Source organism: Nocardia mangyaensis, assembly GCF_001886715.1.
Lineage (GTDB): Bacteria > Actinomycetota > Actinomycetes > Mycobacteriales > Mycobacteriaceae > Nocardia > Nocardia mangyaensis.
Genome location: NZ_CP018082.1, coordinates 813,661 through 831,348, shown reverse-complemented (window position 1 = coordinate 831,348; position 17,688 = coordinate 813,661). Strand labels below are relative to the sequence as shown.

Genomic DNA, 17,688 nt, shown 5'->3' with positions numbered 1-17,688 from the left:
CAGCGGCGGGGTGGGCGAATTCGCCCACCCCGCCGCTGGTCAGCTGGTCCGCTGCGGAACGGACCGACCTCGTCGACGCAATCGCGCCGACCGCTGGATCAGAGAGTCCAGGGCTTGCCGTAGGTGGTCACGGAGTCACCGTTGGCGCTGGTGACGGTGACGAACGGCCGGATGTTGGTCGGGCCCACCACACCGGTGACGGTGCCGTGGAAGCCGTGCATCCGAATGAAGCCCTCGTCGCCGGAGATCTCACCGGTGGCAGCCTCGACGGTCTCCAGGCCGGGGCCGAAGCCGACCTCGAGTTCGACGCCCGCCTGCGGGATCAGGCTGTCGATCGTGCCGCCGCCGTCGAAGTCGATCTCCAGGCCGGGAGTCGACCAGGCGAAGGTGAGCTTGCCGTCGAACGAGGCGGGGTAGCCGACCTGGTAGCCGACGGTGATCTCACCCTCGAACTCGTCGGCGTCCTCGCCGCTGATCTTGAAGGCGGCGGTGCCGTTGTGGAACCACTCACGAGTCAGCGGGTTACCGTCGAGCGGCGGCACGAACTCGATCCTGGTGTCTTCCTGGATCGCTTCGATCGTCAGGCCATCGCCGTCGACGATGTGGGCGGTGCTATCAATTTCCGCCGAGGCCGGGCCATTGCCCAGCGTCAGCCCGACCGCCACCGCAGTGGCCACCGTCAGCGTGCGGAACATGCCGCGAGCGCGTCGAGTCGTTTCCCTCATCTATTGTCACTCCATCAGGTTCGTTGCGTCGATCTCGGCGTTCGAAGGCCGAAATGCCCCGTTGCCGGGCGCTAGCGGAGCGTCGCTAACGAAAACGAACAGCAAGCGATCACCATCGATCGCACAGATGAAGAGAGCACCAATGCCACACAAAGCACCACGATGTGGCTCTGAATGTTCCTATCTTGGCAGGAAACCCGGCTCAGCCGTCGAGGTGCGTATCTCCAGTGTTGGGAAGAGCACCTCATGCCGATCGGCGGACCGTCCGGCCAGCCGCTCGAGCAGCAACGCCACCGCCGTCTCACCCAGTGCCGGTCCGCGCTGATCGACGCTGGTCAGGCGAGGCCGGACCCGGGCAGCCAGGTCGGTGTTGTCGTAGCCCACGATCGACATTCGCCCGGGGACGTCGATGCCGAGTTCGACCGCACGATCGAGGAATTCGATGGCCAGCAGGTCGTTGTTGGTGACGATCGCGGTCACGGGGCTCCGCAGCACCACGTCGACCGCCGCGGATCGGCCTGGGCCGTCCGGGATCGTCTGGGCGGCATGCCGCCCGAGGCCCGCGCGGCCGACGGCGGCTTCGTAGCCACGGCGGCGGGCCATCGCGGCGGGACGCGTCGACGACGACGCGAAGGCGATGTGGCGGTGCCCCAGCTCGATCAGATGGTCGACGGCGAGCGCGATACCGGCTTCGTCCTCGTTGGCCACCGAGTCGAGTCCGGGCGGCGTCGACTCGGGCCGACCGACCACCACCACCGGCACCTCTTTGGCCGCCGCGGCCAGCACCGAGTAGTCCACCCGGGAACTCACGACGACGATGCCTTCCATGTTCAGGCTGAGCATCGCGCTCAGGTGCTGGGCCAGCCGGTTCGGGTCGCGGCGTCCATTGGCCAGGAAGGTGCCCAGACCCGCGGCCTCGGCCGCGGTCTCCACGCCCAGCGCGACCTCGGTGTGATACGGGTTGCGCAGGTCGGTGACGATGACGCCGAGCTGGCCGGTCCGGCCCTGCACCAGGGCGCGGGCCAGCGAATTGGAGCGGTAGCCGAGTTCGTCGGCCGCCTGCCGGATCCGGGCGCGGGTCGCGTCGCTGACCCCTTCGTCGCCGCGCAGGGCAAGAGAGACCAGTGATTTGGAGACGCCGGCCCGCGCGGCCACGTCGATAATCGTCGGACGTCGCGATCGGCGGGTGCTCATGTCCCCCATCTTCGCGGCCGACAGCGCGGCACCACGCAGCGCCCCTGGCAATGGCGACCCGAACAAACTGGAACGTTCCAGGCCGGTTCACGCCCCGGCCATGGAATCCCCACTTCGTGTTCAGGACCCGACCCCACGCTGGTCAAGTCCCCGTCCTCGACCACACCAGGAGCGATACCACCATGTCATCGGGCCCACCCTGTACCGCCACCGCGTTCGACATCGAACCGGTCTCGTCAGCCCTGCGGACGCGACCCGCCGCGCTGCTGCTCGACTTCGGCGGGGTGGTGTTCGAAACGCGCAAACGGCCCGAGGGCTTGCGCGACGCGTCTGTCCTGGTACACACCGAACTGCGCCGCGCGGGCCACACGATCGATGTCGACTCCCTGCACGCCTCGATGGCAGCGGGACTGGCCGCACTCCGGCACTGGAAACACGCGATGAGCCGCACCCGCGAGCCACGGGAACTGACCCATCGCGCCCTGTGGCAGGACTTCCTGCTCGCCGATCAGCCCGAGCCGGTGCGCGCGACCGCCGCCGGTGACGCGACGCGCCTCATGGCGGCGATCAATCCACTACTCAACGATCACCAGGTGCGGCCCGGCGTGCCCGAATTGCTCCGCACCGCACAGGCACTCGCGATTCCCGTCGGCATCGTCAGCAACGCGCACTCGGGTCTGGCCCATCGCACTCTGCTGCGCGAGTTCGGGCTCGCCGAATTCGTCGCGGTGCAGCTCTACTCCGACGAAGCCGGCATCCGCAAGCCACACCCGGACATGATTCACCGCGCCGCCGCGGCCCTCGGGGTCACCTCGGCGCAGTGCTGGTACGTCGGCGACACCCAGGATCGAGATGTCCAGTCCGGCCGCCGAGCAGGAGTCGGCGCGGTGGTCCTCACCCGCAGCAAGCACACCGACAGCCCGCCCTTCGCGGTTCTCGACCGCCCTGACGCGATCTTCGACACCCCGGAGGGTCTCCTTCCGCTGCTCACGGCCGCAGGCGGTCACCCGGCCGCGCCGTCGATCTCGCCCCCGCGGCCGGCTACTCCGGCGCGACGCGGGATGCCGAAGGCGCTGCTGCTCGATCAGGGCGGCGTCCTGACCGACTCCGCGAAGACCCCGCAGGCGGTCACCGACTTCGCCGCTGACATCGCGGCCAGGCTGCGCACCGCCGGACATGCCGTCCCCGACGCGCTGATGGCCGACGCGCTCGAGCACGGGCACCTGGCATACCAGGCCGCCAAACGCACCGAGCAGGTCGACAACCGCTGCCCCGAGGTGACCCCCGCACAGTTCTGGGGCGAATTCGTCGGCCCCCACCTGCCGGGGACAGCCCGGGACTGGCTGCTGGCCGAGGCGAGCGAACTCACCTTCGGCTACGCCCAGGCCAAGAGCAGCTTCCGGCTGCGCGACGGAGTCGCCGAACTTCTCACCTGGTGCCGGGACGCGGGGCTACCGGTGGCGATCGTGTCCAACACGATCTGCGGTCGCAGTGGTCGAGCCCGCCTGCACGACGCCGGTGTCCTCGACCTGATCGGCGCGTTCGCCTACTCCGACGAAGTCGGCTATCGCAAGCCCGATCCCACGCTCGTGTTCGCCGCCACCGCCGCGCTCGGCCTCGACCCGGCCGAATGCTGGTTCGTCGGTGACAAGCCGTGGCGCGACGCGACTTCGGCCCGCGCCGCCGGCGTCGGCACCGCCGTCATCGTGCGTGGCGGCTCACCCACCGACGACGAGCTGGCCGACGGACTGGCCGACGACCAGCCCGACCTGCTGCTCGACAGCATCACCGAGGTAATCCAGGCGCTGCGCACAGCCCACGAAACCCCCTGACCACGAACAACTTCGGCTCAACCAACCAGTAGAGAAGATCAGCCATGAACGTCACCCGTTCCCGCACCCTGCCCCGCCCCCAGGACATGACCTCAGCGCAGAAGCTGATGGTGTTCGTCCTGTCGATGACCCTGTTCGGGCTCGCCAACATCCTCACCGAGGTACTGCCCGAGTTCAAGGTCGGCCCTGTCGAACTGTCGGTCTCCTATCTGGCGTTCGTCCCGGTCGTCATGGTCAGCCTGTTCAACCCGCTCTACGCCGCCTTGGGCGCACCCCTCGGCGAGATCGTCTTCGTCGATCTGCTGATGGGCAACTTCTCCGGAATCGGTGAGGTGGAAGGTTATCTCCAGCTCGCCACCGGCCTGTACGTCGCCGGTTCGCTGGTGCGTGATCCCCGGCGCAAGTGGCAGGTGGCCACCGCGGCCATCATCGCGGTCACGATCGACAAGGGCATCGGCGGCATGGTCGATGTCGCCAAGGTCTGGATCGGTGTCGAGGACGCCGAGTACGTGGAAGGCCTGCCGGAATCCATTCTGCTGCTGGAGGGCTTCGCCTTCACCACGGATCTGCTGATCAGCGGCGTACTCTTCGGCGCCATCCCGGCCGCGTATCTGGCCGCCCGCCTCTACGGCAAGATCGAGCCGCTGATGGGCATGCGCCCCAGGGATCCGAACGAGCCGCTCGCCGACCGGGCGCGGCCCAGCGCGGCCTTCATCGGCCTCGGTGTGTTCCTGATGCTCGGCTCGGCGGTCCTGGCGCTGCTGGAAGCCGCCGACGTGCAGTTCGGTGTCTGGGAGCCGGACTTCCTCGACCAGTACGGACCCGGCTTCCTCTGGATCGGTGTGGCGGCAGCCCTGCTCGTGTTCGGCGGCATCGTGCTCGCCGCGCGGGCGGTGGCACGCGAGTCCCGCCAACAGCGGAAGGACTGATCGGTGCCGGATGTCATTCACGTCGAGGGGCTGTCCTTCCGCTACCCCGGCGCCCAACAGCCCAGTCTCACCGACGTGGACCTGGTCATCGAGAGCGGCGACTTCGTGGCCGTCGTCGGGAGCAACGGCTCGGGCAAGACCACGCTGTGCAAGGCGTTCAATGGGCTGATCCCGCACTTCTGGTCCGGCGACTTCAGCGGCACGGTCACCGTGGACGGCGTCGATACCCTGGACGCCTCGGTCGCGGCGCTCTCGCACCGCGTCGGATACGTCTACCAGGACTTCGGAAACCAGCTGGTCCGCCCGTCGGTGCGCGACGACGTCTGCTTCGGCCCGCTCAATTTCGGACTGCGCGATTTCGCGGCCCGCGCTGACGACGCCATGCGACTGCTCGGCATCGACCACCTCGCCGACCGGTACATCTGGGAACTGTCCGGCGGGCAGCAGCATCTGACGGCGCTGGCGGGCGTGCTCGCGATGGAACCGGCCGTCATCGTGGTCGACGAGCCGGTCGCCGAGCTCGACCCGGCGCGGGCCGAGGAAACCTACCGGATGCTGGCGCGGATCAACGCCGAGCGCGGAACGACCATCGTCGTGATCGAACACCACGCGGAGTTCATCGCCAGGTACGCCCGCAGCGTGGTACTCATGGCCGGCGGCACCGTGCACTGGCACCTGCCGGTGCGCGAAGCACTCTCGCGCACCGGCGAATTGGCCGGGCACGGCATCCCCGCACCGCAGGTCATCGCCGCCGTCGCGCGGCTGGCGCCCGGCGCCGAGGCACCGCTCACCGTCGAAGAGGCGCACCACGCCCTGGTCGCGGCGGGCACGACCCCTCTGGAATCCCGCACCGTCCGCGCCGAAACCAGCGAGGACACCGCGGCGGCCCCCGTCGTGGCTTCACTCACCGCGGTCGGGCACGGATACCGCGACGTGCACGGGTCGCGCTCGACCGTGCTCGACGAGGTGAGTGTGTGCCTGCGCGAAGGGGAACGGATCGCGGTGGTCGGTTCCAACGGGGCGGGCAAGTCGACCCTGCTTCGGCTGCTCACCGGACTCATCGTGCCCAGAACCGGAACCGTCGAGGTCAACGGCATCGACACGCGCACCGTGCGGCCCGCCCAACTCGCCGATCAGGTGTGTTACCTCTATCAGCACCCCGAGCAGATGTTCCTGAAAGACTCTGTGCGCGAAGAGATCTCAATGTTCCCCACCCAGCGCAAACGAGCAGGGACCGCCGCGTTGGTCGAGCGGGTGCTCGACCAGCTGCGGCTGACCGAACTCGCCGACCGCGACGGGCGCACCCTGTCCGGCGGGCAGCAACGGCGGGTCACCCTGGGCATCGGCCTGGCCATGAGTCCCACGCTGCTGCTGCTCGACGAACCCACGTCCAGCCTGGACGTGGGTACCCGCCACGATGTCACCGGCATGCTCGACACCCTCTCCGAGAACATCCGGTGCGTGGTGACCGCCACCCACGACATGCAACTCGTCGCCGAGTGGGCTACCCGGGTGCTGGTGCTCGACGGCGGCCGCATCATCGCCGACACCACCCCCGCCGCGCTGTTCGACGACCCCGAACTCACCGACGCGGTACGCCTGGTCCCGCCGCAGATCAGCCTGCTCGGCCGGGTACTCGGCATCCACCCGCCGCCGCTGTCGGTGGACGCGCTCGTCGCCGCGTGCACACCGGCCGACCTGATCGGAGCCGAGAAATGATCAGAAAGCAGCACGATGTGCTGTCGGTGGAGTGGGTCAAACTCGAATTGCTGCGCACCGCCTATGCCACCCGCGGCGGGCTGCTGTCGCGACTGGACGCACGCGTGGTGCTCGGCTGGTATCTGGTGTTCGCGGTGGTGCCCTGGCTGACGCACAATATCGTGACGCTCGCGGCGCTGTTCACCATCACCGCGGTGACCGTCCTGCTCAGCCGGGTCGGGCCGCTGGTCCTCGGGCTGTTCACCATCGGCCTGGTCATGGAGAGCGTCTACCTGTTCGCCGCGGCCTGGATGTTCGACGGCGATCTGCGCACGATCATGTCGCTGCTGACGCTCACGCTGAAGCTGGGCGTCATCTCCCTGGCGAGCATGGCGGCCTTCGTCTCCCTCGATCCGGAGAAACTCTCCGATGCGCTGATCAGCCTGCACGCCCCGCCCCTGCTCAGTTTCGGCGTCAGCTACGGGTACCGCATGCTGCCGATCATGATGGACGAGTTCCACACCATCATCGATGGCTATCGCCTGCGCTCGGCGCCGCCCTCGCACCGGGGCCTTCTGGGCTGGCGCTCGCTGCTCCATCTTTCGTTGATGCTGGTGCGCAGCTTCTATCCGATGATGCTCAACACCGCCAAACGCACCAGGACCACCGTGGAAGCCCTGGAGACCCGCGGCTTCACCTTCGCGGGCGAAAACGCGCTCGGCCGCGAAATCCGTCTCGCGGGCCTGCGCGTCGGCCCCGCCGACATCGGGCTGCTGGTGAGTACCGCGGCTCTCATCGCCGCTGCGTTCCTGCTCGGAAGCCAGTTCCCGGTCTACTCCCGCGACTTCTGACCTGACGACGAAGGCCCGCTTCCCGATACGGGAAGCGGGCCTTCGTGCGCACGATCTCGATGTGCCGACGACACCGGGATCCGCGCCCAAGCTCGACAGATCCTCCACCGCACCCCGACCACCTCTACTGATGGAGGGCTGGACTCCGCTCAGACCAGAGCTCCAAGCTCTTCGCTATCTCGGCTACGTCCACATCCCCGGTCGCGATACGGTTCATCAGCGCCTCCTGCTCGTCGGGCAGTGGGCGAACGCGGTATCCGTTCAGTCGCAACATGGCGACACTCGCAACGAACGCGGTCCGCTTGTTTCCGTCGATCAGCGCGTGATTTCGCGCAATCGAATGCAAGAGCGCGGCGGCCTTGAGAAACACCCCTGGGTATGCCTCTTCACCGAACACTGTCGCCTTGGGCCGCTGGACAGCGCCTGCCAGCAGACCGATGTCAGCTACGGCGTGCGGCGTCTTGTTCACCGCACGGGCAATGGCGACGACCTCGGCGAGATCGAGGTAGATCACGCGAGCCGTCGCATCAGCTCCGCGTGCTCGTCCATGATCGAGTCGATCATCGACTCGAACGCCTCTGCTTGCCGAGCGACGTACATGTGAATCGCCTCTTGAGCCAAGTCCTGTTTGCTCCGACCGAGTCGCTCAGCCAGCTCGGTCAGCCGCCGGTCGTCGTCTCCGTTCAGCCGCAGTGTCATCGCCATGCGCCCATGGTATCAGCCAGGTATCAACCCGCTGGCGGTGCGACGAAGGCCCGTCTCCCAGGGGAAACGGGCCTTCGTGTACACGATCTCGATGGATCGAGGAGGGACCTTACTTGGCCTTCTCCAGGACCTCGACCAGACGCCAGCGCTTGGTGGCCGACAGCGGACGGGTCTCCATCAGCTGAACGCGGTCGCCGACGCCGGCGATCTCGTTCTCGTCATGCGCCTTCACCTTGGAGGTGGTGCGGATGATCTTGCCGTAGAGCTTGTGCCGGTGACGGTCTTCCAGCTCGACGACGATCGTCTTGTTCATCTTGTCCGAGACAACGTAGCCACTGCGTACCTTGCGGCTGTTGCGCTCTTCGGTCTTCTCGCTCATGCCGCATCTCCCTTGCCAGCGGGTGCCGTGGCCAGGCCGAGCTCGCGCTCACGCATGACCGTGTAGATGCGCGCGATCTCGTGACGAACGACGCGCAGTCGACGGTTGTTGTCGAGCTGACCCGTCGCCATCTGGAAGCGCAGGTTGAACAGCTCTTCCTTCGACTCACGCAGGCGGGCCACGAGCTCTTCTTCGTTGAGCTCGCGGAGCTCTGCGGCCGGTGTTCCGGTAGCCATCAGAACTGCTCCTCCCTGGTCACGATCCTGCACTTCATCGGGAGCTTGTGCATCGCGCGGCGCAGGGCCTCGCGAGCGATCTCCTCGTTCGGGTAAGACATCTCGAACATGACCCGTCCGGGCTTCACGTTCGCGACCCACCACTCCGGCGAACCCTTACCGGAACCCATGCGGGTCTCGGCAGGCTTCTTGGTGAGCGGGCGGTCGGGGTAGATGTTGATCCAGATCTTGCCGCCACGCTTGATGTGGCGGGTCATCGCGATACGCGCCGACTCGATCTGACGGTTGGTGACGTAGGCGGGCTCGAGAGCCTGGATGCCGTACTCACCGAACGCCACCGCGGTGCCGCCCTTGGACATGCCGGAACGACTCGGGTGGTGCTGCTTGCGGTGCTTGACCCTACGGGGCATCAGCATGCGTCAGCCCTCCTGACTCTCTGCCGGAGCCTCCGCCACTGCGGTGGCGGCGCGCCCGACCTCGGTGCTGGTCGCGGTGGTACCGGTGGAGCCGGAACGACGCGGGCGGCTCGGACGCTCGCGGCGCGGGCGCTCCGGAGCAGCAGCGGCGGCGGTCAGCTCACGACGACCACCGACGATGTCACCCTTGTAGATCCAGACCTTCACACCGATGCGACCGAAGGTGGTCTTGGCCTCGTAGAGGCCATAGTCGATGTCCGCGCGCAGCGTGTGCAGCGGGACGCGACCCTCACGGTAGAACTCCGAGCGCGACATTTCGGCGCCACCGAGGCGGCCCGAGCACTGCACGCGGATGCCCTTGACGTTCGGCGAACGCATGGCCGACTGAATGGCCTTACGCATCGCACGACGGAACGCCACACGGTTGCTGAGCTGCTCGGCAACACCCTGAGCAACCAGCTGCGCATCCGACTCGGGGTTCTTGACCTCGAGGATGTTCAGCTGGACCTGCTTCTTGGTGAGCTTCTCCAGCTCGGCGCGGATGCGGTCGGCCTCCGCGCCACGGCGACCGATCACGATGCCGGGACGCGCGGTGTGGATGTCCACACGAACGCGATCACGGGTGCGCTCGATCTCGACCTTCGAGATGCCGGCCCGCTCCATGCCAGTGGCGAGGAGCTTGCGGATCTGAACGTCTTCCTTCACGTATTCCGCGTACTGCTTGTCCGCGTACCAACGCGACTTCCAGTCGGTGGTGATACCGAGGCGGAAGCCATGGGGATTGATTTTCTGTCCCATTTACTTTGCCCCTCCCTTCCGGCGGCTACGAGTGGCAGCGCCGGTGGTGGGCACGCTCTCGACCTCGATGGTGATGTGGCTGGTGCGCTTGCGAATCCGGAACGCGCGGCCCTGGGCCCGCGGCTGGAAACGCTTCATGGTGGCGCCCTCGTCGACAAAAGCAGTCGAGATGACCAGGGTGGCCGGGTTGAGGCCGAGGTTGTTCTCGGCGTTCGCCGCGGCCGAAGCCACGACCTTGGCCACGGGCTCGCTGGCAGCCTGCGGTGCGAACCGCAGGATCGCCAGCGCGTCCTCGACGCTCTTGCCGCGGACCAGGTCCACGACTCGACGGGCCTTCATCGGGGTGACCCGAACGTGCTTGGCGGTTGCGCGTGCAGTCGGGTTCTGAATGGTTTCAGTCATCGCCGCTTGCTCTTCCGGTCGTCCTTGACGTGGCTCTTGAACGTCCTGGTCGGCGCGAACTCACCAAGCTTGTGGCCGACCATGTTGTCCGAGATGAACACCGGGACATGCTTGCGACCGTCGTGGACGGCGAAAGTGTGGCCGATGAAATCGGGGATGATGGTCGAGCGACGCGACCAGGTCTTGATGACCTGCTTCGTGCCCTTTTCGTTCTGGACGTCCACCTTCGCGAGGAGGTGGTCGTCGACGAACGGGCCCTTCTTGAGGCTGCGTGGCATTTCTTACCTCCTCCTTAGCGCTTCTTGCCGGTCTTGCGGCGGCGGACGATGAGCTTGTCGCTCGGGCGGTTGGGCTTGCGGGTGCGGCCCTCAGGCTGACCCCACGGGGAGACCGGGTGGCGACCACCGGAGGTCTTGCCCTCACCACCACCGTGCGGGTGGTCGACCGGGTTCATGACGACACCACGGACGGTGGGACGACGGCCCTTCCAGCGCATACGGCCGGCCTTGCCCCAGTTGATGTTGGACTGCTCGGCGTTGCCGACCTCGCCGACGGTGGCGCGGCAGCGCACGTCGACACGGCGGATTTCACCGGAGGGCATGCGCAGGGTCGCGTACGGCCCTTCCTTGCCCAGCAGCTGGATGCTCATGCCTGCGGCACGGGCCATCTTGGCGCCGCCGCCCGGACGCAGCTCCACGTTGTGGATCGTGGTACCGGTCGGGATGTTGCGCAGCGGCAGGTTGTTACCCGGCTTGATGTCGGCCGTGGGGCCGGACTCGATCGGGCTGCCCTGCTTGATGCCCTTCGGCGCGATGATGTAGCGCTTCTCGCCGTCGGCGAAGTGCAGCAGTGCGATGTTGGCGGTGCGGTTGGGGTCGTACTCGATGTGAGCGACCTTGGCCGGGATGCCGTCCTTGTCCAGTCGACGGAAGTCGATGACGCGGTAGGCACGCTTGTGACCGCCACCGCGGTGACGCGTGGTGATGCGACCGTGCGCGTTACGACCACCGGACTTGGTGAGCGGGCGCAGCAGCGACTTCTCCGGCGTCGACCGGGTGATCTCGGCGAAGTCCGAGACGCTGGAGCCACGACGGCCCGGCGTAGTCGGCTTGTATTTACGGATTGCCATGAGTTCTTCTCTGCTTTCTGGATCGCCAGCCGCTTACGCGACCGGTCCTCCGAAGATCTCGATGGGCTTGCTGTCGGCCGAGATGGTCACGAGCGCGCGCTTGGTGTCCTTGCGCTTGCCGTAACCGAAGCGGGTCCGCTTGCGCTTGCCCTGACGGTTGGCGGTGTTGACGCTGGTCACCTTGACGCCGAAGACCTTCTCGACGGCAATCTTGATCTGCGTCTTGTTCGAATCCGGGTGCACCAGGAAGGTGTAGGTGCCTTCCTCGATCAGTCCGTAGGACTTCTCCGAGATGACCGGTGCGAGCAGGATGTCGCGGGGGTCGGCGATGGTGCTCACTTGCTCTCCTCCTGGGCCGCCTCGGCGGGACCGTGAACGAAGGCGTTCAGGGCCTCGACGCTGAACACCAGTTCGTCGCTGTTGAGGACGTCGTAGGTGTTGAGCTGATCCGGGGCGATCGGCAGCACGTTCTGCAGGTTCGCCACGCTCTTCCACGCGGCGACGTCCTCGCGACCGACCACGACCAGGAACTTCTTGCGGTCCGAAAGCTCGGCCAGGAAGTCCTTGGCGGACTTGGTCGACGGGGTCTGACCCGCGACCAGTTCGGTGATCACGTGGATGCGCTCGTTGCGGGCCCGGTCGGAGAGGGCACCGCGCAGGGCGGCGGCCTTCATCTTCTTGGGGGTCCGCTGGCTGTAGTCGCGCGGCTGCGGGCCGTGGACGGTGCCACCACCGGCGAACTGCGGCGCACGGGTCGAACCCTGACGGGCGCGGCCGGTGCCCTTCTGCCGGTACGGCTTCTTGCCACCACCACGGACCTCACCACGAGTCTTCGTGGAGTGGGTGCCCTGGCGCGCGGCGGCGAGCTGAGCGACGACGACCTGGTGCATCAGCGAGACGTTGGCGGTCACGTCGAAGATCTCCGCGGGGAGCTCGACGGTGCCTTCGGTCTTGCCGCCCGCGGCCTTGACGGTCAGCGTGAGATTTGCGGCCTTCTTCTCCGTGCTTACTGCGGAGCTGGTCATGCGTGCGCACCACCCTTCACGGCGCTCTTGACGATCACGACGTTGCCCTTGCGGCCAGGGATCGCGCCCTTGACCAGGAGCAGGCCGTTCTCGGCGTCGACCTTGTGAACCGAGAGGTTCTGCGTGGTGACGCGGTCGTTACCCATACGGCCCGACATACGCATGCCCTTGAACACGCGGCCGGGAGTGGCGCAGCCACCGATGGAACCCGGGCGACGGTGCACAGCCTGCGCACCGTGCGAGGCGCCCTGGCCCTTGAAGCCGTGACGCTTCATGGTGCCGGCGAAGCCCTTGCCCTTGCTGATTCCGGTCACGTCGACGTAGGTGCCCTCTTCGAAGACATCGGCGGAAAGCTCCTGGCCGATCTCGAAGGTGGAGGCGTCCGCGACGCGGATCTCGGTGACGTGGCGACGCGGAGTGACACCGGCCTTGGCGAACTGGCCGGAAGTCGGCTTGTTCACCTTGCGCGGGTCGATGGCGCCGAAAGCGATCTGAACGGCCGAGTAGCCGTCGCGCTCCACGGTGCGGATCTGGGTGACCACGTTCGGGCCCGCCTTGATGACGGTGACCGGGACGACGCGGTTCTTCTCGTCGAAGACCTGGGTCATGCCGAGCTTGGTGCCCAGGATGCCGGCTGCGGGCCGGTTCTTGTTGTCAGTCATATCTCGAGTCCCCGTCACTGAATGTTGACGTCGACGCTGGCCGGCAGGTCGATGCGCATCAGCGCGTCAACCGTCTTCGGCGTCGGGTCGAGGATGTCGATGAGGCGCTTGTGTGTACGCATCTCGAAGTGTTCGCGCGAGTCCTTGTACTTGTGCGGCGAACGGATGACGCAGTACACGTTCTTCTCGGTGGGCAACGGCACAGGCCCGACCACGCGGGCGCCAGTGCGGGTCACCGTCTCCACGATCTTGCGCGCAGACGCGTCGATCGCCTCGTGGTCATAGGCCTTGAGCCTGATGCGGATCTTTTGTCCCGCCACGCTAAGTGTCCTTTTCTCCGCTTTCCTTCGTGGTCACAGGAGCTGGCTCCTGCACCACCCTCATTTGCACAGCCCGAACACACGAAAGACGCCAGAACGCCACCGGGCACTGCCCAGTCTTCGCCGCTGTTCATCTGTCATGGTTCTCCGGTCCACGCGGTCGGGCGTGTCGCCTTTTCGCTCATTCTCCAGCCCTGGCCACGTACTCACCATCGGCCACGAATGTGGTCCCGGACGTATCCGCGCCGGAAAACCGGCGAGATACAAACTAGGTACTGCTCGCCTCGCTCGATCCGAGCTCCTCCGCGGAGGAAGCACGATCCTGTGCAAGGCAACCCGAACAGTATGCACCATCGCGGCGACGCTCTTCAAATCGGGGCCCGTGAGGTATCGATCACGCCCTCGAAGGGGCGCCTACCTGGACCGCGTCGCCGAGACGGGCTGTACCGAGCAATGGTAACCGGCGCGATGCCGGGCCAGGTCGGCGGAGGGTTACGCGCTACCTTACTTTTGAGTAAGATACGGCTATGACACAGGAAACCGCCACCTTCCGCGGCTGGAAGAAACTGCCCGACAACCGCATCGGGCACGCGCTGTTCTCACTCGGCATGGTCGCGCGGGTCCCGTACTTCGGCACGGTGCTGCCCCAGGTGGTGCGGCTCGAGCCCGGCGTCTGCGAGGTGACCTCGCCCAAATGGTTCGGCATCCACAACCATCTGGGCACCTTCCACGCGATCGCGGCCTGCAATCTGGCCGAGGTGGCGATGGGGATGCTCAGTGAGGCCACCGTCCCCACCACACACCGCTGGATCCCCAAGGCGATGAACGTGCAATACCTGGCCAAGGCCGAGACCGGGCTGCGCGCTGTCGCCAAGCTCGACGAGATCCCGGATTTCGCGGCGATCACCGAGGGCGTGAATCTGATCGTGCCCGTGTCGATCTACGACCGGGACGGGATCGAGGTCGTCCACGCCGACATCACCACCTGGGTCACCCCGCGCTGATCCTGCCCGCCGTGCCGATTCGACGTCGCTGTCGAAGACGTTGGGTCGGTACGGTTGTCGACGAGACGACAGACGGGAATTTCGATGTTGGAAGTCGCGGGACTGATCCGCCGATTCGGAGACAACGTCGCGGTCGACGGGGTGTCATTCGACGTCGAGGCGGGATTGCTGACCGGGTTCGTCGGGGGCAACGGCGCCGGGAAGACCACCACCATGCGGATGATCATGGGTGTGCTCGGGGTGCACGGAGGCGAGGTCCGGTGGGACGGACGGCCGGTGACCGCGCTGGATCGGCGCGGATTCGGGTACATGCCCGAGGAGCGGGGGTTGTATCCGAAGCAGCCGGTGCTCGATCAGCTGGTGTACCTGGCCCGGCTGCGCGGTCTGGCCGCCGGTGCGGCCCGCACTCGCGCGGGTGAGTTGCTCGAACGCTTCGAGCTGGGCGACCGGGGCAAGGACAAGCTCGAATCGCTGTCGCTGGGCAATCAGCAGCGGGTGCAGATCGCGGCGGCGGTGATCGCGCAGCCGACCGCGCTGATCCTCGACGAACCGTTCTCCGGACTCGATCCGGTCGCCGTCGACTCCATGGTGGAGTTGCTGCGCGAGTACGCGCAACAGGGTGTACCGGTGCTGTTCTCCTCGCATCAACTGGATCTGGTGGAGCGACTGTGTGATCGGCTGGTGATCCTCGCGCGCGGCAAGGTGGTCGGGCAGGGCTCGGTCGACGAACTGCGCGCGGGCAACGGATCGCGGTACCGGCTGGTCCTCGGCGACGACCCCGGCTGGTTGCACGAACATCCCGGAGTGCGGGTCCTCGACATCGAGGGACCACGCGCGCTGCTGGAGTTCGACGGCGCGGGCACCGATGACGTTCTGAAAGCGGCACTCTCGCGCGGCTCGGTGCGCGAGTTCGCCGAAGTGCGGCCGACGGTCGCCGAGATCTATCGCGAGGTGACGGCATGAGTGCGACGCCAGGAAACGAATCACGCGGCGTGTGGCGCATCGTCGCTGGGCGTGAGGTGGTGGTGAAGCTGCGGGATCGCAACTTCGTCATCTCGACCGTGGTCACGATCGTGGCGATCATCGCGTCGCTGGCCATCAGCGGGTTCCTCAGCAGCAGGCCGGACAAGGTCGAGGTGGCGATCACCGGTCCCGAGACCGCGGCCGTGCTCGACACCGCCAACGCGCTGGCCGCCGACACCGACACCACCTTCACCGGCTACGCCTTCCCCGACCGCGCCGCAGTCGAGCAGCAGGTGCGCGACGACGTGGTCGATGTCGGCCTCGTGCCCGTCGAGCCCAGCGGTTGGCTGCTCATCGGCAAGACCGCCGAGGACACCGACACCGCCACCTACATCACCGCCGCCGCGCAACAGATCGCGTTGCAGCACAATGCCGATGCCGCGGGCGTCTCGCTCGAACAGCTCGGTCGCGGCGCCGCGGTGGACTACGACGTGCTCGAGCGGGGCGCGGTCGATCCCGGCCTGGCCAGGATCGTGGCGTTCGTCTTCGCCTTCCTCTTCTATCTGGCCTCGGTGCTGTTCGGCATGTCGATCGCGCAGAGCGTGGTGGAGGAGAAACAGAACCGGATCGTGGAGATCCTGGCCAGCGCGATGCCGTTGCGACAGTTGCTGATCGGCAAAGTCGCGGGCAATGCTGTGCTGGCGTTCGTGCAGTTGGCGCTGTTCGTCGGCGCCGGGCTGGCGGGCTTGGCGGCAACCGGGAAGACCGAGCAGCTCGGCCAGATCGCCGGAGCCGCGGGCTGGTTCATCGTGTTCTTCCTCGTCGGCTTCCTCGCCCTGGCCAGTCTGTGGGCGGTCGCCGGCTCGCTGGCGACGCGCAGCGAGGACCTGCAGTCCACCGCGACACCGCTGTCGATGCTGATCATGATCGTGCTCTTCGCCGGAATCTTCCTCACCGGCACGGCCCGCGTGGTCGCGTCCTATGTGCCGATCATGTCCATCGTCGCCATGCCCGGCCGCCTCGCCGACGGCACCGCTGCCTGGTGGGAACCCTTCATCGCCCTGGCCCTGATGGCCGTCGCCACCTACGGCATCGTCATCATCGCCGAGAAGATCTACCGCCGCTCGCTCATGCAGACCCAGGGCCGTCTGACCATGCGCCAGGCCCTCGCCTTGGAGGAGTGAGCACGGCGACGATGGTTGCGCGGTACCCGCGGTGACGGCTTGAATGCGGGCGTGAGCACTGTGCGGGAATTCGATATCTGTGTGGTCGGGTTGGGGCCGACCGGGCGGGCGCTGGCACATCGTGGCGCCGCGGCCGGGTTGCGGGTGGCCGCGGTCGACCCCCGGCCGGATCGGTTGTTTCCGCCGACGTTCTCGTGCTGGGTGGACGAGCTACCGGGCTGGTTGCCCGAGAGCGCGATCGCGCAGCGGATCGCGGCGCCCACGGTGTGGACCAAGACCGAGCATCGGATCGAGCGGCCCTACTGTGTGCTGTCCAAGGCGGGATTGCACGCGGCGCTGGCGCTCGATGACGCGACGGTCTTCGCGGATCGGGCGCGCCGCGTCGAGCAGCACGAAGTGGAGCTCGCCGACGGAACGGCGATCTCGGCGGGCACGGTGTTCGACACCAGGGGCCTGCCGACGCTGGGCAAGCGCCGGGCCGCCTCGGCGCACGGGATCTTCGTCGACGCCGAGACCGCGGCGCCGATGGTCGCCGACGGCGAGGGCTTGCTGCTGGACTGGCGGCCGGAGAACGGTGCGGGCCCGGACGCGCCGCCGTCGTTCCTCTACTCGGTCCCGCTCGGCGACGGCACGGTGATCTTCGAGGAGACCAGCCTCGGGCTGCGCGGCGGCATGCCGCAGCACGAACTCCGCAAGCGCACGCTCACCCGGCTCGCCGCCCACGGCATCCGGCTGACCGGCGAGGAGCGGACCGAAGCCGCGCACTACCCGCTCGACCAGCCGCCGCCGAAGAAGGGCACCGCCACCGCCGTCCCGTTCGGTTCGCGCGGCGGGATGATGCATCCGTGCACCGGCTACAGCGTGGCCGACTCGCTCGCCCTGGTCGACACCGCTGTCACCGCGATCCAGCAGGGTGAGGACCCGATCGAGGCGCTGTGGCCGTGGCGGGCCCGCGCGGTCTACTGGATGCGGATGCGCGGGCTGTGGGGCCTGGGCCGTCTGACCACCGATCAGTCGATCGCCATGTTCGAGGCGTTCTTCACCGAGTCCGCGCGCGGCCAGCGGGCGCTGCTCTCGGCCCACGACGACTACACCGCACTCGGCGCGGTCCTGTTCAACACGGTCTCGCACACCTGGCCGTTCCGCTGGCGCTACGACCTGGTCGGCTGGACCAATCGGGACCGCTGGGTCGACTACCCCTTCGCGGACGCGCACACCAGCTGAGACGCGAACGCC

The 17,688-nt window shown here is 67.2% G+C and carries 23 protein-coding genes; 8 read left to right on the top strand and 15 right to left on the bottom strand.

Features of this window, described 5'->3' with window-relative positions; genetic code table 11:
• Nucleotides 1–98: 98 nt before the first annotated feature.
• The gene (locus tag BOX37_RS03800) at nt 99–725 is read right to left on the bottom strand and encodes an MspA family porin (protein ID WP_071926418.1); all 627 of its coding nucleotides are present in this window, start codon (nt 723–725) and stop codon (nt 99–101) included.
• A 180-nt stretch (nt 726–905) separates the two neighbouring features.
• Nucleotides 906–1,919 carry a LacI family DNA-binding transcriptional regulator gene (locus BOX37_RS03795; protein ID WP_206045764.1) on the bottom strand — a complete coding sequence of 338 codons (1,014 nt, stop codon included), beginning with the start codon at nt 1,917–1,919 and terminating at the stop codon, nt 906–908.
• A 182-nt stretch (nt 1,920–2,101) separates the two neighbouring features.
• Here BOX37_RS03795 and BOX37_RS03790 point away from each other — a divergent pair, with 182 nt between their 5' ends.
• From BOX37_RS03790 to BOX37_RS03775, 4 genes are read left to right on the top strand one after another with little or no spacing between them, the layout of a single operon-like run.
• On the top strand, nt 2,102–3,751 hold the full coding sequence (locus tag BOX37_RS03790; RefSeq protein WP_071926417.1) for an HAD family hydrolase: 1,650 nt from the start codon (nt 2,102–2,104) through the stop codon (nt 3,749–3,751).
• Nucleotides 3,752–3,795: 44 nt separating this feature from the next.
• The gene (locus tag BOX37_RS03785) at nt 3,796–4,680 is read left to right on the top strand and encodes a DUF8171 family membrane protein (RefSeq protein ID WP_071926416.1); all 885 of its coding nucleotides are present in this window, start codon (nt 3,796–3,798) and stop codon (nt 4,678–4,680) included.
• 3 nt (nt 4,681–4,683) lie between these two features.
• Nucleotides 4,684–6,399, top strand: coding sequence for an ABC transporter ATP-binding protein (locus tag BOX37_RS03780; RefSeq protein WP_071926415.1), 1,716 nt, complete (start codon nt 4,684–4,686; stop codon nt 6,397–6,399).
• Nucleotides 6,396–7,229, top strand: a complete 834-nt coding sequence (locus BOX37_RS03775) for an energy-coupling factor transporter transmembrane component T family protein (RefSeq protein ID WP_071926414.1) — start codon at nt 6,396–6,398, stop codon at nt 7,227–7,229. The genes BOX37_RS03780 and BOX37_RS03775 overlap by 4 nt, the downstream gene beginning before the upstream one ends.
• A gap of 124 nt (nt 7,230–7,353) precedes the next feature.
• Here the strand turns inward: BOX37_RS03775 and BOX37_RS03770 are convergent, their stop codons facing one another.
• The 13 genes from BOX37_RS03770 to rpsJ all read right to left on the bottom strand — a co-directional run bounded on the left by BOX37_RS03770 (nt 7,354) and on the right by rpsJ (nt 13,301).
• Complete coding sequence (locus BOX37_RS03770) at nt 7,354–7,743, bottom strand: type II toxin-antitoxin system death-on-curing family toxin (RefSeq protein WP_071926413.1); 390 nt, start codon at nt 7,741–7,743, stop codon at nt 7,354–7,356.
• Nucleotides 7,740–7,934, bottom strand: coding sequence for a ribbon-helix-helix protein, CopG family (locus tag BOX37_RS03765; protein ID WP_071926412.1), 195 nt, complete (start codon nt 7,932–7,934; stop codon nt 7,740–7,742). Before BOX37_RS03765 ends, BOX37_RS03770 begins: the two co-directional genes overlap by 4 nt.
• Before the next feature lie 109 nt (nt 7,935–8,043).
• Nucleotides 8,044–8,313, bottom strand: coding sequence for a 30S ribosomal protein S17 (gene rpsQ / locus BOX37_RS03760; RefSeq protein WP_071926411.1), 270 nt, complete (start codon nt 8,311–8,313; stop codon nt 8,044–8,046).
• Nucleotides 8,310–8,549: a 50S ribosomal protein L29 gene (gene rpmC / locus BOX37_RS03755; protein ID WP_071926410.1), complete on the bottom strand. Its 240-nt coding sequence runs from the start codon at nt 8,547–8,549 to the stop codon at nt 8,310–8,312. Before rpmC ends, rpsQ begins: the two co-directional genes overlap by 4 nt.
• Nucleotides 8,549–8,965 (bottom strand): 50S ribosomal protein L16, encoded by a 417-nt coding sequence (rplP, locus tag BOX37_RS03750; protein WP_019045023.1) that lies wholly within the window; start codon nt 8,963–8,965, stop codon nt 8,549–8,551. Before rplP ends, rpmC begins: the two co-directional genes overlap by 1 nt.
• Before the next feature lie 3 nt (nt 8,966–8,968).
• Nucleotides 8,969–9,763 (bottom strand): 30S ribosomal protein S3, encoded by a 795-nt coding sequence (rpsC, locus tag BOX37_RS03745; protein WP_071926409.1) that lies wholly within the window; start codon nt 9,761–9,763, stop codon nt 8,969–8,971.
• The gene (rplV, locus tag BOX37_RS03740; protein WP_067448312.1) at nt 9,764–10,165 is read right to left on the bottom strand and encodes a 50S ribosomal protein L22; all 402 of its coding nucleotides are present in this window, start codon (nt 10,163–10,165) and stop codon (nt 9,764–9,766) included.
• Nucleotides 10,162–10,443: a 30S ribosomal protein S19 gene (gene rpsS / locus BOX37_RS03735; protein ID WP_056818481.1), complete on the bottom strand. Its 282-nt coding sequence runs from the start codon at nt 10,441–10,443 to the stop codon at nt 10,162–10,164. Before rpsS ends, rplV begins: the two co-directional genes overlap by 4 nt.
• A 14-nt stretch (nt 10,444–10,457) precedes the next feature.
• Nucleotides 10,458–11,294: a 50S ribosomal protein L2 gene (gene rplB / locus BOX37_RS03730; protein WP_067491152.1), complete on the bottom strand. Its 837-nt coding sequence runs from the start codon at nt 11,292–11,294 to the stop codon at nt 10,458–10,460.
• A gap of 33 nt (nt 11,295–11,327) precedes the next feature.
• Nucleotides 11,328–11,633, bottom strand: coding sequence for a 50S ribosomal protein L23 (rplW, locus tag BOX37_RS03725; RefSeq protein ID WP_019045018.1), 306 nt, complete (start codon nt 11,631–11,633; stop codon nt 11,328–11,330).
• Entirely contained in the window at nt 11,630–12,319 is a 690-nt protein-coding gene (rplD, locus tag BOX37_RS03720) for a 50S ribosomal protein L4 (RefSeq protein WP_071926408.1), read from the bottom strand. The genes rplW and rplD overlap by 4 nt, the downstream gene beginning before the upstream one ends.
• Entirely contained in the window at nt 12,316–12,981 is a 666-nt protein-coding gene (gene rplC / locus BOX37_RS03715; RefSeq protein ID WP_071926407.1) for a 50S ribosomal protein L3, read from the bottom strand. Before rplC ends, rplD begins: the two co-directional genes overlap by 4 nt.
• A gap of 14 nt (nt 12,982–12,995) precedes the next feature.
• Nucleotides 12,996–13,301, bottom strand: coding sequence for a 30S ribosomal protein S10 (rpsJ, locus tag BOX37_RS03710; RefSeq protein ID WP_003938093.1), 306 nt, complete (start codon nt 13,299–13,301; stop codon nt 12,996–12,998).
• Nucleotides 13,302–13,828: 527 nt separating this feature from the next.
• On the opposite strand from rpsJ, the gene BOX37_RS03705 reads away from it, so the two are divergent.
• The 4 genes from BOX37_RS03705 to BOX37_RS03690 all read left to right on the top strand — a co-directional run bounded on the left by BOX37_RS03705 (nt 13,829) and on the right by BOX37_RS03690 (nt 17,676).
• Nucleotides 13,829–14,305 (top strand): hotdog fold domain-containing protein, encoded by a 477-nt coding sequence (locus tag BOX37_RS03705; protein ID WP_071926406.1) that lies wholly within the window; start codon nt 13,829–13,831, stop codon nt 14,303–14,305.
• A gap of 84 nt (nt 14,306–14,389) precedes the next feature.
• Entirely contained in the window at nt 14,390–15,268 is an 879-nt protein-coding gene (locus BOX37_RS03700; RefSeq protein ID WP_071926405.1) for an ABC transporter ATP-binding protein, read from the top strand.
• Nucleotides 15,265–16,452, top strand: a complete 1,188-nt coding sequence (locus tag BOX37_RS03695; RefSeq protein WP_071926404.1) for an ABC transporter permease — start codon at nt 15,265–15,267, stop codon at nt 16,450–16,452. The genes BOX37_RS03700 and BOX37_RS03695 overlap by 4 nt, the downstream gene beginning before the upstream one ends.
• A gap of 51 nt (nt 16,453–16,503) precedes the next feature.
• On the top strand, nt 16,504–17,676 hold the full coding sequence (locus BOX37_RS03690; protein WP_240505194.1) for a lycopene cyclase family protein: 1,173 nt from the start codon (nt 16,504–16,506) through the stop codon (nt 17,674–17,676).
• Nucleotides 17,677–17,688 lie beyond the last annotated feature (12 nt).